At 60.4% G+C, this 13,341-nt stretch carries 15 protein-coding genes and 1 tRNA gene; 10 read left to right on the forward strand and 6 right to left on the reverse strand.

All coding sequences use genetic code 11. The annotated features are described in order from the left end of the window. Positions 1-91 precede the first annotated feature (91 nt). Positions 92-790 (forward strand): aquaporin, encoded by a 699-nt coding sequence (locus ACZ1HM_RS13765; RefSeq protein ID WP_472743269.1) that lies wholly within the window; start codon positions 92-94, stop codon positions 788-790. Between the two features lie 70 nt (positions 791-860). Here ACZ1HM_RS13765 and ACZ1HM_RS13770 read toward each other — a convergent pair whose 3' ends face one another. Further along, positions 861-1,805, reverse strand: coding sequence for an NAD(P)-dependent oxidoreductase (locus ACZ1HM_RS13770; protein WP_472743270.1), 945 nt, complete (start codon positions 1,803-1,805; stop codon positions 861-863). A 284-nt stretch (positions 1,806-2,089) separates the two neighbouring features. On the opposite strand from ACZ1HM_RS13770, the gene ACZ1HM_RS13775 reads away from it, so the two are divergent. After that, positions 2,090-3,001, forward strand: a complete 912-nt coding sequence (locus tag ACZ1HM_RS13775) for a pirin family protein (RefSeq protein WP_472743271.1) — start codon at positions 2,090-2,092, stop codon at positions 2,999-3,001. Between the two features lie 236 nt (positions 3,002-3,237). Further along, positions 3,238-3,981, forward strand: coding sequence for a hypothetical protein (locus ACZ1HM_RS13780; RefSeq protein ID WP_472743272.1), 744 nt, complete (start codon positions 3,238-3,240; stop codon positions 3,979-3,981). A 45-nt stretch (positions 3,982-4,026) separates the two neighbouring features. Here the strand turns inward: ACZ1HM_RS13780 and ACZ1HM_RS13785 are convergent, their stop codons facing one another. Beyond that, positions 4,027-4,611, reverse strand: a complete 585-nt coding sequence (locus tag ACZ1HM_RS13785; RefSeq protein ID WP_472743273.1) for a TetR/AcrR family transcriptional regulator — start codon at positions 4,609-4,611, stop codon at positions 4,027-4,029. 77 nt (positions 4,612-4,688) lie between these two features. On the opposite strand from ACZ1HM_RS13785, the gene ACZ1HM_RS13790 reads away from it, so the two are divergent. From ACZ1HM_RS13790 to ACZ1HM_RS13815, 6 genes are all read left to right on the forward strand, one after another. After that, positions 4,689-4,985 carry a hypothetical protein gene (locus tag ACZ1HM_RS13790; protein ID WP_472743274.1) on the forward strand — a complete coding sequence of 99 codons (297 nt, stop codon included), beginning with the start codon at positions 4,689-4,691 and terminating at the stop codon, positions 4,983-4,985. Between the two features lie 72 nt (positions 4,986-5,057). Beyond that, positions 5,058-6,344: a homoserine dehydrogenase gene (locus ACZ1HM_RS13795; RefSeq protein WP_472743275.1), complete on the forward strand. Its 1,287-nt coding sequence runs from the start codon at positions 5,058-5,060 to the stop codon at positions 6,342-6,344. A 3-nt stretch (positions 6,345-6,347) separates the two neighbouring features. Next, positions 6,348-7,112: a ceramidase domain-containing protein gene (locus ACZ1HM_RS13800; RefSeq protein WP_472743276.1), complete on the forward strand. Its 765-nt coding sequence runs from the start codon at positions 6,348-6,350 to the stop codon at positions 7,110-7,112. Beyond that, positions 7,006-7,974 carry a class II fructose-bisphosphatase gene (gene glpX / locus ACZ1HM_RS13805; RefSeq protein WP_472743277.1) on the forward strand — a complete coding sequence of 323 codons (969 nt, stop codon included), beginning with the start codon at positions 7,006-7,008 and terminating at the stop codon, positions 7,972-7,974. The genes ACZ1HM_RS13800 and glpX overlap by 107 nt, the downstream gene beginning before the upstream one ends. Positions 7,975-8,046: 72 nt before the next feature. After that, on the forward strand, positions 8,047-9,819 hold the full coding sequence (recJ, locus tag ACZ1HM_RS13810; RefSeq protein WP_472743278.1) for a single-stranded-DNA-specific exonuclease RecJ: 1,773 nt from the start codon (positions 8,047-8,049) through the stop codon (positions 9,817-9,819). An 80-nt stretch (positions 9,820-9,899) separates the two neighbouring features. After that, positions 9,900-9,974, forward strand: a tRNA-Glu gene (locus ACZ1HM_RS13815). Between the two features lie 94 nt (positions 9,975-10,068). Here the strand turns inward: ACZ1HM_RS13815 and ACZ1HM_RS13820 are convergent. The 4 genes from ACZ1HM_RS13820 to ACZ1HM_RS13835 all read right to left on the reverse strand — a co-directional run bounded on the left by ACZ1HM_RS13820 (position 10,069) and on the right by ACZ1HM_RS13835 (position 13,021). Next, positions 10,069-11,094 carry an adenylate/guanylate cyclase domain-containing protein gene (locus ACZ1HM_RS13820; protein WP_472743279.1) on the reverse strand — a complete coding sequence of 342 codons (1,026 nt, stop codon included), beginning with the start codon at positions 11,092-11,094 and terminating at the stop codon, positions 10,069-10,071. Continuing rightward, on the reverse strand, positions 11,087-11,428 hold the full coding sequence (locus ACZ1HM_RS13825; RefSeq protein WP_472743280.1) for an Hpt domain-containing protein: 342 nt from the start codon (positions 11,426-11,428) through the stop codon (positions 11,087-11,089). The genes ACZ1HM_RS13820 and ACZ1HM_RS13825 overlap by 8 nt, the downstream gene beginning before the upstream one ends. A 4-nt stretch (positions 11,429-11,432) precedes the next feature. Continuing rightward, complete coding sequence (locus ACZ1HM_RS13830) at positions 11,433-11,705, reverse strand: response regulator (protein WP_472743281.1); 273 nt, start codon at positions 11,703-11,705, stop codon at positions 11,433-11,435. A 305-nt stretch (positions 11,706-12,010) separates the two neighbouring features. Further along, positions 12,011-13,021, reverse strand: a complete 1,011-nt coding sequence (locus ACZ1HM_RS13835; RefSeq protein ID WP_472743282.1) for a GlxA family transcriptional regulator — start codon at positions 13,019-13,021, stop codon at positions 12,011-12,013. Between the two features lie 61 nt (positions 13,022-13,082). Between ACZ1HM_RS13835 and ACZ1HM_RS13840 the strand changes: the two genes are divergently transcribed. Continuing rightward, positions 13,083-13,337 carry a DUF1272 domain-containing protein gene (locus ACZ1HM_RS13840; RefSeq protein ID WP_472743283.1) on the forward strand — a complete coding sequence of 85 codons (255 nt, stop codon included), beginning with the start codon at positions 13,083-13,085 and terminating at the stop codon, positions 13,335-13,337. The last annotated feature ends 4 nt before the right edge of the window (positions 13,338-13,341 follow it).

Raw genomic sequence — 13,341 nt, forward strand, 5'->3', positions numbered from 1 at the left:
GAAAGCCAGCGACTTTTTCCCCGTGCCACAGGTGCGCGGATCGGGGATAGCTGGTCCCATAATCATGTATGAACATGCAAGGGACAGCATCATGAACAAGTTATTGGCCGAATGCATCGGCACTTTCACACTGGTCTTTTTGGGCTGCGGCTCTGCCGTTTTGGCCACCACAAACCCTGATCTGGGCCCCGGCCTGGTAGGTATTTCGATGGCCTTTGGCCTGGCGCTGATTGGCATGGCCTACGGGATCGGTGCGGTCTCTGGCTGCCACATCAACCCCGCTGTGTCCTTGGGCGCAATGCTCGCGGGCCGCATGCAAAGTAGCGAAATGATCAGGTATTGGGCGGCACAGGTCGCAGGTGCCACGCTGGGCGCTTTGGCGCTGGTGATCATCATGCAAGGCAAGCTGGGCGGTTATGACGGCGGCTATGGGGCCAATGGGTGGGGCGCTGGCTATTTGGGAGAGTTCAATATGCTCTCTGCGCTGATCTTTGAGATCATCGCCACCTTCCTCTTTGTTGTGGTGATCCTGGGATCCACCGGCAAAGGAGCTGCCACGGCAATCGCCGGGCTGGGCATCGGCCTGACGCTGATCGTGATCCACATTGTGGGCATCAACGTCACCGGCGTATCGGTGAACCCTGCCCGCTCATTCGGCCCCGCGCTCTTTTCCGGTGCGGCTGCCATGAGCCAGCTTTGGCTCTTTATCGTGGCCCCCATGATCGGCGGCGCAGCGGCTGGGCTGTTGTTCAGCACCGGCGTTCTGGATGCGGATACGTCTGAGACATAAGCGCAGACGCACGCCAACGCCTAACAGCTAAGTTCTGGCCCGGTCGGTACTGACCGGGCCAGAACTATCCTTACCGCCGCACCGGCACTTCGTACCCGCGCTCTTCGGGTTCATCATCCACCAGCTCTGTCGGAAAGCCGGGGGCCGTGATGGAAAGCCCTGTGGCCTCCTCCAAACGCTCAATCATCCGGTCTGACTGCGCCCGCGTGCCATAGCGTTTCTGACCGTCGGTTAGCATCTCGATCATCAAGGGCGACAGCTCCAGTGGCACCGCGTGATCATCGGCCAGCTTTTGAAACAGCCCCACATCCTTTTGCACCAGATCCAGCGTGAAATTCACATCACGCGATCCTGACAGGATCAACTGGCTTTCGGTCTCATGCACAAAGGAATTGCCCGATGACGCGGCAATCGCCTCATAGGTCACGCCCAGATCCATGCCTGCGGCCTTCATCACTGTCAGCGCCTCACAGAGTGACAAAAGGTTGATTGTTGCCAGGTAGTTAGTCATCACCTTTAACGTGCTGGACGTGCCCACATCGCCCACATGCAAAATCCGCCGGCCCATGTGCGTCAGCACCGGCAGGACCTTGTCAAAGGTCGCGCGGGTGCAGCCTGCGTAGATTGAGATGTTGCCTGTATCTGCCCGGTGGCAGCCGCCGGAAACGGGGCAATCCACCGCCTCACCGCCCTTGGCGATCATGGCCTCAGCGTGTTCTTTGATCTGCGCGGCATCTGTGGTGGACATCTCCATCCAGATCTTGCCGGGACCGACATGCGGGAGCATCTCAGCCATCACCGCCGCACAGGCGGCAGGGCTGGGCAGGCAGGTGATGACCGCATCACAGCTTTGCATCAGATCCGCAGCGGAGCTGCCCGCCCCGGCCCCGCGCGCGGCAAAACCGGCTACCAGTTCCGCATCCAGATCAAAGACTGTCAGGTCGACCCCGTTGCGCAAAAGCGATCCTGCCAGCTTGCCCCCGACATTGCCGAGCCCAATAAATCCTACCTTCATGAAATTCTCCCGTGGTTTTGCGGCATGAGCCTGCGTCAAGGCCGACCTGTCGCGCCCAAACGCGACCTATCGCGGCGAAGTCTTCAAAGACTTCGCACCGGTTCATTTAAATGAACCGCCCCCGCATCCCACGCGCCACCCGAAGTCTTCAAAGACTTCGGCCCGGGCCTTTTAAAAGGCCCGCCCCCACCGCGCATTTTTGCACAGACCCCGTTCAACCGCGCCCATTGCCTACACGCCCGCACACCCCATTTATGGCAGAAGCACAAGACAAGGAGACCCACATGTCCCTCAGACCCACTCTTGAGACCCGCCGCGCCGTCCCCACCATGGAGGGCGCTGGCGTCAAACTGCACCGCGCCTTCGGCTTTCAGGATCCCTCCGAACTGGATCCCTTCCTGCTCTTTGACGATTTCCGCAATGAGCACCCGCAAGACTTCGAACGCGGCTTTCCCTGGCACCCCCACCGGGGGATAGAAACCATCACCTATGTGCTGGAAGGCACGGTGGAGCATGCCGATTCCCTGGGCAACACAGGCACTTTGGGCGCAGGCGACGTGCAATGGATGACCGCGGGACGCGGGATCCTGCATCAGGAAATGCCGCAGGGGAACACCAAGGGGCAGATGCACGGGTTTCAGCTTTGGGGCAATCTGCCCTCAGATCAAAAGATGACCGCGCCACGCTACCAGGACGTCACCGCCAAGGACATCCCCGAAGTGATCGACGACGATGGCACCAAGGTGCGCGTCATCACCGGGGAATTTTGGGGCAAGACCGGCCCGGTGGACGGCATTGCAGCAGACCCCCAGTATCTGGATGTGACCGTGCCCGCTGGCGTTAAAAAGACCTTCCGCATTGACACCTATCGCCGGGCCTTTGCCTATGTCTTTCAGGGTGCTGGCGCATTTGCGGACGCATCACAACCTTCCGGCGTGCTCTTGGAAAAAGAGGTTGCAGGCGAAGAGGTCAACATTCGTGACATGTCGGGGGATCGTACCCTGATCCGCTTTGGCACGGGCGATGAGGTCACCGTTCAGGCCGGCCCCGAGGGGCTGCGATTCCTACTGATCTCTGGCGCGCCCATTGAAGAACCGGTGGCCTGGCACGGGCCTATCGTGATGAACACCCGCGCTGAGCTGGAACACGCCTTTGCTGAGCTGCGCAACGGCACGTTTATCAAACCGCAACACTAAAACGGGGCGCAATCGGACGGGGCATGCTGGCACCCGCTGAAATCCAACACTTTAGTGTATGCGCCAGAGAGGGCCAGGTCGCACACCTGGCCCCCAATATGTTAACGCAGTTGTTAACCTTTTTTCCGTTAACCTTCTGTTTAGTTTCAACTTTCCTAAATCCCAATCCTTAGCGATATCTAAACCCACGCCGACGGGGGCCGGCGCATCAGGATCACAAGCCAAGGAAAACCCCCATGTTGAAACCCACCGCTATCGCCGCTGTCGCCCTGACGGCCCTGACCCTTCCCGCAGCCGCACAGAATGATATCGGGATTATCGGGTCTGAGCTGCGCCTGGGGGTTTCCGATCATCCGCTTGAAGGGGGCTTTGCCGCAGGCACGGTGGATGTTGCAATCACCCAGTATCACGGCGCGCAGTTTGACCTGCAGTATGAAGAACGCAGCACCGGGGGCATCGGCCGCTTTGGTACGGTGCTTTATATGACCCCAAAGCCCGGGCAGAAATATGGGCTGAGTTTTATGGTAGCAGACAAAAACGACGCCTCATCGACCTATGGTCAGGTGGGTGCAGCGGGGATGTTTGAAATCGCGCCGCAATGGAACGCAGAAATCCGAGCGGCAGCCGGTATTTCAGCGGATAATGATCTGGATTGGATCACCGCCGGGGTGGGTGTGATCTGGCAGGCGCAGCCCAACACGCAGGTCTACGCCCAATACGACATCACAGAATTCGACGAGCAGGCCTTTTCCGCCCTGGCCCATGACGTGACCTTTGGCGTGAAAACCCAGCTGGGCGACAGCCCTGCGTCGATGTTCGCCGAAGCCACGCATGACTGGCTCAGCGGCACCCATGCAGCGGACGGCGAAACCACGTTGCGCATTGGGGTGTCCATTGCGCTGGGGCACAACGGCAACAACCAACCGGCCTTCCGGGTCTCCGACCCGATGCGTCAGGTCTTGCGCCGGGGTCTCTTTTAACGTGGTCAATTCAAGCTGATGCGGCACGGCCCTGCGCCCACCGCATCATGCACAGACCGCTTTGCGCACCATGCCCCAATACTGCGCCACCACCTCATCCAGCGATAGCCGCCCCTCTTGGCGGTACCAGGTGTTCACCCCCGTCAGCATCGCGATGATGGCCAGTGTGCCGATTTTGGTGTCTGGCAGGGAAAAATCACCTGTCTCGACACCGGCCTGCAGAATGTCTTCAAGCGCGTCTTCATACCGGCGGCGCAAAGCTTCGATTGCGGCGAAATTCTCGGGCGTGAGGTTGCGCAGCTCCATGTAGGCGATAAACACCTCATCTGGCCGGTCGGCGTGAAACCGGATGTGGAACTCAACAAACCGCTGCAACCGCGCCATCGGCGCACCAGACCAGCCTGGCCCCATCGCCGCCAGCAGGTCTTTCATATGTGTGCTCATCAAATCAAAGAGCAACGATTGCTTATCCGGCGTGTAATTATACAGCGCCCCGGCCTGCACCCCGACCTCAGACGCGATGGCCCGCATCGAAACAGCGGCATAGCCCTTTTGCGCAAAAAGCCGCATCGCGGCGCTGCGCACCCGAGGGCCTGTAATATCTGCATGTGAACCGGTTGTTCGCGCCATTGGCACAGAATAATGAACGCTTGTTCAAAAGGCAAAGCCCGCTTGCGCGACGCCACAGCCTGGTGCATCAACACCGCATGACGCAGCGCTGCACCCTTTTTGCATTGGCCTTGATCACCGTCGCGGCGGCTGGATGCACCCAGTTTCCGCAGCTGGATCACACCCAGTCCGACACCCTGCGCGGCGCCGACTATCCCGCCCTTGTCCCGATTGAGCCCATCCTCGCGGGTGTTGAAACACCAACAACCGATGCCGCAACAGAAGAGGCCGCTCTGACCAGCCGGTTGGCCGGTTTGCGGGCCCGGGCAAATCGTATCCGGGGCAGCGTGATCACCGAGGCCGAAAAGAAGCGTCTGAAAGACGGGCTAAGATAGGCGACACTGCGTTGCACGCCCGCCCCGAACCCGCTACATCGCGGCAAACTGCAACGAGAAGGACCACCCGTCATGACTGATCCCTTACGCCTTGGTATTGCTGGTTTGGGCACAGTTGGCGTGGGCGTGGTCCGCATCATCCGCCAGCAAGCCGCCCTGCTGAGCGCCCGCACAGGCCGTGAGATTACGATCTCTGCTGTCTCTGCGCGGTCCAAAGGCAAAGATCGCGGCGTGAGCCTCAGCAGCTACGCCTGGGAAGACGATCCCGTCGCCCTGGCGACCCGCGCGGATGTGGATGTCTTTGTTGAGCTGATGGGCGGCGAAGACGGCCCTGCAAAGGCCGCGACAGAAGCAGCACTCAAGGCAGGCAAAGACGTCGTCACCGCCAACAAAGCGATGCTGGCCATCCACGGCCAATCCCTGGCTGAGCTGGCCGAAAGCAAGGGCCAGATCATTCGCTTTGAAGCGGCAGTGGCGGGCGGCATTCCGGTGATCAAATCACTGATGGAAGGGCTTGCAGGCAACGAAATCACCCGCGTGATGGGGGTGATGAACGGATCGTGCAACTACATCCTGACCCGGATGGAAACCTCTGGCAAAACCTATGCAGATATTTTTGCCGAAGCCGATGGGCTTGGCTATCTCGAAGCGGACCCGCAGCTGGATGTCGGCGGCATTGATGCCGCCCACAAGCTGGCCATCCTCAGCACCATCGCCTTTGGCACGAAGGTGGATTTTGACGGCATTCAGCTGGAAGGGATTGAGCGGGTCAGCATTGAAGACATCCGCGCGGCTGCCGACATGGGCTATAAGATCAAGCTTTTGGGCACCGCACAAAAGACCGGACGCGGCTTGGAGCAACGCATGCAGCCCTGCCTTGTCCCCGACACTTCGCCCTTGGGTCAGCTTGAGGGGGGCACCAATATGGTTGTCCTCGAAGGCGATGCGGTGGGTCAGATCACCCTGCGCGGTGCCGGTGCGGGCGAAGGCCCCACAGCCAGCGCAGTGATGGCAGATGTCTGTGATATTGCACGCGGTGTGCGTGGACCGGTGTTTGGCCAGCCTGCAACCGGCCTTGTGACCTCAACCGCGACGCAATCGCAACTGCCGGCCCCCTATTACCTGCGCATGACGCTGGTTGATAAGCCCGGCGCGCTGGCCAAAATTGCCGCCGTCTTGGGCGAAGAAGGCGTGAGCATCAACCGGATGCGTCAATACGATCACGACACGACCGAAGCGCCGGTTCTGATTGTCACGCATAAAACCACCCAGGCCGCACTGGATACCGCCCTGGCAGCGATGGAGAAAACAGGTGTGTTGGCAGGTGCGCCTGTTGCCCTGCGCATCGAAGAGGTCTGATAGGTGAACTGGTCGGACCAGATCGACATCTACTGCGAACGGGTTGATTTTTCCTACTGGTCCGAGCCTTTGAATGCCTTGACCAATGTCTCGTTCATTCTGGCCGGGCTTTGGGCTGTGGTGGAAATCCGCCGCCGCGGATTGCGTCACCTGGGTATCTGGACCCCGACCGCGCTGGCCTTTGCCATTGGCGTGGGCTCATTTCTGTTCCACACCCATGCGACGCAATGGGCCAGCCTGGCGGATGTGGCCCCCATTGTGCTTTTTGTGATCAGCTATGCGGTCATCGCCCTGACGCTGATCGGCGATGCAGGCCCGCTGCGCGTTTTGGGCTATCTGGCGGGCGTCGTCGCCTTTCTAGGTGTGACCGGCTATCTTACTGCGGTGTCGGGGCTGCGCATCAATGGCTCTGAAAGCTATGTGCCCGCGCTGGCGCTGATGATCGTCATCTCTGCTGCCACGGCCCTGAAAGGGCATCCGGCGACCCGCTGGTTTGTGGCCGCAACCCTTGCCTTTGCCCTATCGCTGAGTTTCCGATCCGTAGACATCGCCTTTTGCGAAATTTTCCCGGTCGGCACGCATATTTTCTGGCATACACTAAATGGAATAGTCATCGCCCTGCTGCTGCAGGCGGTGATCCGCAATACAAAAGGACCCCCCTATGACCGCCACGGCACAATTCCAAGACCGCATGCTTTCCCTCGGCCTGGCCCGGGTGTCAGAGGCCGCCGCCCTCGCATCCGCCAAGTTGATCGGCAAGGGCGATGAAAAAGCCGCCGATCAGGCCGCTGTGAATGCCATGCGCGAGCAGCTGAATATGCTCGATATCGCGGGCGTGGTGGTCATCGGTGAGGGCGAGCGAGATGAAGCGCCCATGCTCTATATCGGCGAGGAAGTGGGCAGCGGCAACGGCCCCGGTGTGGACATCGCCCTGGACCCGCTGGAAGGCACCACATTGACCGCCAAGGACATGCCCAACGCGCTGACGGTGATTGCAATGGGGCCGCGCGGTTCCATGTTGCACGCGCCAGATACCTATATGGACAAGCTTGCCATCGGCCCCGGGTATGACCCCGACGTGGTAACCCTGGATATGGATCCCGGTCAACGGGTTGAGGCGCTGGCCAAGGCCAAGGGCTGCGATGTGTCCGACATTACGGTGTGCATTCTGGAACGCCCCCGCCATGAGGACATGATCGCTCAGGTCCGGGCCAAAGGGGCGGCCATCCGCTTGATCACCGATGGCGATGTGGCGGGGGTGATGCATTGCGCAGATCCCGACACCGGCATTGATATGTACATGGGGGCGGGCGGTGCGCCCGAAGGCGTGCTGGCCGCTGCGGCCCTCAAATGCATGGGGGGTCAGATGTATGGCCGCTTGCTTTTCCGCAACGAAGACGAACGCGGCCGCGCCAGCAAAGCGGGCATCACCGATTTTGACCGCGTCTATACCCGCGATGAAATGGTGACCGAGGACGTGATCTTTGCCGCGACAGGGGTCACGGGCGGCACGCTTTTGCCGGGGGTCCGCCGCGAGCCGGGCTGGATGACGACCGAAACGCTGATCATGCGTTCCAAGACCGGTTCTGTGCGGCGCATCAACTACCGCACTCCGGTCGACAGCCTGTGAGCCGTCCGCCCGCAAAGGGCGGCATGCGCGGAGACCGGGCAGTGAGTTTTAGTGGAAAGATGAAGCGCAGGGGTGGCGCTCAGTCCGGGAGGGGCCGTGTCTGAGGCGGCGTTTCTTGGGGTTGAGCATTCCCTGACCGGGCGGCGCTGGATTGGCCCCGGCACAGAGGTGACGCGGGCCGCTGAGCTTTTGACGCAGCGGACTGATTTGCCGCCTGCTGTGTGTCAGGTTTTGGCCAAACGTGGCGTGCCGCCGGAAGAGGCTGAGGCTTTTCTGGCGCCGGCGTTGCGCGATTTGCTGCCAGATCCCCGTGCGCTTCGGGATATGGAACGCGCGGCCACGCGTTTTCTGGCGGCAGTGGACGCGCGCCAGCGAATTGCGGTCTTTGCAGATTACGATGTGGATGGCGGCAGTTCGGCGGCGCTGCTGTTGATTTGGCTGCGCCAGATGGGCCTGACTGCGACGCTTTATGTGCCGGACCGGATTGACGAAGGCTATGGCCCCAATGACGCGGCAATGTCGGCTTTGGCAGCCCAACATGATCTGATCCTCTGTGTGGATTGTGGCACGCTATCCCATGGCCCGATTGCGGTGGCAAAGGGCGCGGATGTGGTGGTGTTGGACCATCACCTGGCTGGCGAAACCCTGCCCGAGGCCCATGCGGTGGTGAACCCGAACCGCCAGGATGAGGATGGGGCCTGTGCCCATCTGTGTGCCGCGGCGGTTGTGTTTTTGATGTTGGTTGAAGCGGGCCGCCAGCTGCGCGACAAGGGCCGGTCCGGGCCTGATCTGATGGCGCTTTTGGATCTTGTGGCCCTTGCCACTGTCGCAGATGTGGCCCCGCTGACCGGCGTGAACCGCGCCTTTGTCCGCCAAGGTCTGCGTGTGATGGCGCGGCGGGACCGGCCGGGCCTGACGGCCCTTGCCGATGTGGCGCGGATGGAGACAGCGCCGACGTCTTACCACCTGGGGTTTCTTTTGGGTCCGCGCATCAATGCGGGGGGACGGATTGGACAGGCTGATTTGGGCGCGCGTCTGCTGGCCTGTGAAGATCCGCATGAGGCTACCGCATTGGCAGAACGTCTTGATACGCTGAACACAGAGCGGCGCGATGTGGAGGCCGCGGTGCGCGCGGCGGCGCTAGACCAGGCTGAGGCGCGGGGCTTTGACGCGCCGCTGGTTTGGGCCACCGGGCCAGGGTGGCATCCCGGCGTGGTGGGGATTGTCGCCTCCCGGCTGAAAGAAGCGGCCAACCGTCCGGCAATCGTCATCGGCGTTGAGGATGGCGTGGGCAAAGGCTCCGGCCGGTCGGTGTCTGGCATTGATCTGGGTGCCCCCATTCAGCGGCTCGCGGCGGAAGGTTTGCTGATCAAAGGGGGCGGTCACAAGATGGCAGCGGGTCTGACGGTTGCCGAAGACAAGATTGAGGCCGCCATGGCGTGCCTGTCAGATCTGTTGGCCAAACAAGGCGCGCATCTGAAAGGCCCTGCTGATCTTGAGCTGACGGGCCTGTTGATGCCGCAAGCCGCGACCGTAGAGCTGACCGAACAAATTGAGCAGGCAGGCCCCTTTGGCGCCAGCGCCCCTGCCCCGCGTTTTGCGCTGGCGGGCATGCAGATCAAGTTTGCCAAACGGGTGGGTGAAAGCCATCTGAAACTGACCTTTGGGGATGGCGCTTCAGGCACGATGGAGGCGATTGCCTTTGGGGCTTATGACGGTGCCCTTGGCCCGGCGATTGAGAACCACGGCGGCACGCGTTTTCATCTGGCGGGACGTTTGGACATCAACAACTGGCGTGGGCGCCAGTCGGTGCAGCTGCGTTTGGAAGATGCCGCACCTGCCTGAGACGATTTTAACGGCCAGAGGCGAAATTTCCACTTGCGCGGCCCGCGGGGTTTCCGTAATGAACCGCTCACGACCAGAGTGGCCCGTTCGTCTATCGGTTAGGACGCCAGGTTTTCAACCTGGAAAGAGGGGTTCGATTCCCCTACGGGCTGCCACTTTCCCCCAAGTTTACCGACGCACGAGGTATTTGCGCACGTCCAATGCGCTGGCCTGCGTCGTTGGCCTGTTCCATAACGGCCCCTTCGGGTGTCACAAGGCGTAAATACGCATGGGGTCCGCAAATCCTTTGATCCGGGTGTCTTCAAAGGTGTCCTGCACCTCGAGGGCGTTCAATAGTGCCAGGGTCACCTCGTCCACCAAGATGCGGCTGCCAGTGGTCTTTGTCTGCGCCTCCAGCCGCGCGGATAGGTTCACGGGTGAGCCGATACAGGTATAGCTCGCGCGGCTTTCGGTGCCGACATAGCCTGCGACGACCTCGCCTGTGGCGATGCCAATGCCGATTTTCAGGCCGTCCTGGCCGTCGGCCTGACGCTCTTTATTCAACATCTCAATCATGGCGTGCATTTCATGGCCTGCGGCCACAGCAGCTTCGGCTGTGTTGTCCAACGGTTGCGGCACGCCAAAAAGCGCCATCAGACCATCGCCAAGCATCAGGCTGACAATGCCACCGTTGCTGGTCACGGCGTCAAACATCAACGTGTAGAAGGTGTTCAACAGCTCAATCGTCGCCTCAGGAGGGAGGTTTTCCGACAAAGGCGTGAACCCGCGCAAATCACAAAACAGCACCGTGGCATCAACACGCTTGCCGCCGATGGCAAAACCCGATTCCTGCAAATCTTGCGCCACCTCAGTTGTGGCAAACCGCTCCAACAGGCGTTTTTGTTCGTCCCGCAGACGTTTCTTTTCCAAGCCACTGGACACCCGCGCCTGCAGCAAGGTCTTGTTCACCGGCTTGGGCAGATAATCCTCAGCGCCCAGCTCAATACAGCGCACGATGTTGTCGATCCCCTCAACCGCTGAGGTGACGATCACAGGTAGATCGCGCAGATGCGGGGTGGATTTGATCGCCTCCAAGACCTCAAAACCGTCCATCTCTGGCATTTCGATGTCCAGCAGTAACAGATCATATGCCCCAGCAGACAGCATCTCCATCGCCACGCGGCCATTCTCCGCAACGGCGGCCTTGTGGCCCAAAAGCTCAACACTGCGGGCCAAAAGCAGGCGGTTGACCTTGTTGTCTTCGACAATCAGCAGGTGGCCGGGTTGATCAGCCATCAACAAAACCCCGCAATGCCGCCGCCGCCGCATCAAAGCTGGACTGGAGGGCATTAATTTCGCCGCTCTCACCGTTTGCTGGCAGATCGCCCAGTTCCATCTCGCGGGCCTGACCTGCAAGGGCCGTGGCCCCAAAGGTCGCAGCGTTGGATTTGATCGAATGCGCCGCACGTCGGTAGGCATCGGCGTCTTGGGTGGCCACGGCCTGGCGCAGCTCGTCGATCATGCCGGGCGCTTCTTCCAGAAAGGTGGTGATAAGCTCGGCGGCAAAGGCCTCATCCGTGGCCTCTTTCAACTCATTGAGTGTATCGAAATCAATCGGGTGTTCGGTCATAGATTTAACTACCTTGGCTGGGGACGTTGAAAAGCGCTTCGATCAAAACGGGCACACGAATTGGTTTGGCGATGTAATCATCCATCCCCACCTCTATACACATTTCACGGTCGCCCTGCATTGCATTTGCGGTCATCGCAATAACTCGAGGGCGGGTATGGTCCGCAAAAGCCGCGTTGATCTGGCGTGCAGCCTCAAGCCCGTCCACCTCAGGCATCTGCACGTCCATCAGCACCACGCCATAGGTTTGCCGCTGAATGGCCTCCCCCGCGGCCAAGGATCAGCCCCGCAAACTGCGCCCCCAAAAGGCACTTGGCCTATGCCACCAGCAGCTCAAACACCGGCTGAGGATCGGCTTTGGCCACATGAATGGCTTTCAGAATACGGGCGATTGCATCAAACGCTGCGTGCTGATCCGCCATGCAAAGGGGATCCGGATCAAAGGCGGGGGACGCGAAGATGTCATATCAGCAGATGCATCAGTGTCAGCCACCCTGCCCCGTCCGTTTGTCAAAAATGCCTAAAATCTCTGCTCAGGTTAGACAAATCGCGCTAGGCGGCATTCGGAATTTGGCCCAGCACTCAGGCCGCAGGGGCGTTAAAGTTCTGACGGTACTCAGAAGGTGCCACCCGCAGCACCCGTTGAAACGCACGGCGCATGCGGTCTTCGTCTTTGAACCCACAGCGTGCGGCGATTTGTTTGAGGCTGGCTTTGGAGGTGATCAACAAATCCTGCGCGCGCTCAAGCCGCATCGCTTCCACCGCTTTGGCAGGTGTGGTGCCCATCACATCCCGGTAGACCCGCGCGAAGTTGCGCGCGCTCATGCCAGCGGCTTGGGCCAAGTCTTCAACACTCAAAGCGTCCCGCAGATGCTCGCCCATCCAGGCATGCAAGGCTTCAAAACGCCCCGCCCCATCACGCATTTGCCGCCCCAGCGCCGGGCTGTACTGCGACTGCCCGCCAGAGCGTACCATCTGCGCCACCATGGACCGCGCGACGTTGAGGGCCGATGCACGGCCCAGATCCTCTGACACAATCGCCAAAGCCATATCAATGCCCGCCGTGATCCCCGCAGAGGTCCAGACGGATCCGTCCTTGACATAGATCGGGTCAAGCTCAACCTGCACCTTCGGAAAGGTCTCGGCCAGCATTTGGCAATCATCCCAATGGGTCACAGCGCGGCGCCCATCCAAAAACCCCGTGGCCGCCAACACCAACGCGCCAGAGCAGACAGAACACAACCGCTCGGCCCGTGCGCCCAGTTTGGCGATCTGTGACACCAGTTGCGCATCGCGCATCGCCGGTATCGCACCGTCACCACCCACCACGACCACCGTATGGATGTCGCGGCCTTCCAAGGCGGCCATGGGCGTTGTGGGGATGGAGACAACCGTGTTTGTCGGCGTCAACGCGCCCTCAACGGAGACCACCACGCAGTCATAGCCGTTGGCCTGCGTGTCCGCCCTTAACGCGTGCGAAAAGACCTGCAAAGGCCCCACCAGATCCAACAAAACGATGTCGGGATAGACGACAAAGACCACCAAGCGGGGCGCGGTGGTCTGATCCGGGGATTTGGCAGTTTTTGCGGTCATATTGGCATTTCTGCCAAACCTGATTGCAGTAGTCTAGCCTTAACCCATGAAAGGAGCCCCGATGCTGATCCTCAAACCCAATTGCGAATGCTGCGATACTGATTTGCCCCCCGAGGCGCAGAATGTGCGGATCTGCTCATTCGAGTGCACCTTTTGTGCAGACTGCGCCGAGACGCGTTTTGCCAACACCTGCCCCAACTGCGGCGGCAATTTTGTCCCGCGCCCCGTGCGGCCCAAGGACAAGCTGGCAAAATTCCCCGCCTCTTCCAAACGGTTCACCAAAGACCATGCCGCATGTGCTGACCTGCACAGCTGATCCC

The sequence above is a fragment of the Sulfitobacter sp. GN1-4 genome (assembly GCF_055693825.1).

Excerpts from the sequence above, each read along its gene's own strand:
- ACZ1HM_RS13765 (WP_472743269.1), top strand. The coding sequence starts at position 92 with ATGAACAAGTTATTGGCCGAATGCATCGGCACTTTCACACTGGTCTTT.
- ACZ1HM_RS13770 (WP_472743270.1), bottom strand. The coding sequence starts at position 1,805 with ATGAAGGTAGGATTTATTGGGCTCGGCAATGTCGGGGGCAAGCTGGCA.
- ACZ1HM_RS13775 (WP_472743271.1), top strand. The coding sequence starts at position 2,090 with ATGTCCCTCAGACCCACTCTTGAGACCCGCCGCGCCGTCCCCACCATG.
- ACZ1HM_RS13780 (WP_472743272.1), top strand. The coding sequence starts at position 3,238 with ATGTTGAAACCCACCGCTATCGCCGCTGTCGCCCTGACGGCCCTGACC.
- ACZ1HM_RS13785 (WP_472743273.1), bottom strand. The coding sequence starts at position 4,611 with ATGGCGCGAACAACCGGTTCACATGCAGATATTACAGGCCCTCGGGTG.
- ACZ1HM_RS13790 (WP_472743274.1), top strand. The coding sequence starts at position 4,689 with ATGACGCAGCGCTGCACCCTTTTTGCATTGGCCTTGATCACCGTCGCG.
- ACZ1HM_RS13795 (WP_472743275.1), top strand. The coding sequence starts at position 5,058 with ATGACTGATCCCTTACGCCTTGGTATTGCTGGTTTGGGCACAGTTGGC.
- glpX (WP_472743277.1), top strand. The coding sequence starts at position 7,006 with ATGACCGCCACGGCACAATTCCAAGACCGCATGCTTTCCCTCGGCCTG.
- ACZ1HM_RS13820 (WP_472743279.1), bottom strand. The coding sequence starts at position 11,094 with ATGGCTGATCAACCCGGCCACCTGCTGATTGTCGAAGACAACAAGGTC.
- ACZ1HM_RS13825 (WP_472743280.1), bottom strand. The coding sequence starts at position 11,428 with ATGACCGAACACCCGATTGATTTCGATACACTCAATGAGTTGAAAGAG.
- ACZ1HM_RS13835 (WP_472743282.1), bottom strand. The coding sequence starts at position 13,021 with ATGACCGCAAAAACTGCCAAATCCCCGGATCAGACCACCGCGCCCCGC.
- ACZ1HM_RS13840 (WP_472743283.1), top strand. The coding sequence starts at position 13,083 with ATGCTGATCCTCAAACCCAATTGCGAATGCTGCGATACTGATTTGCCC.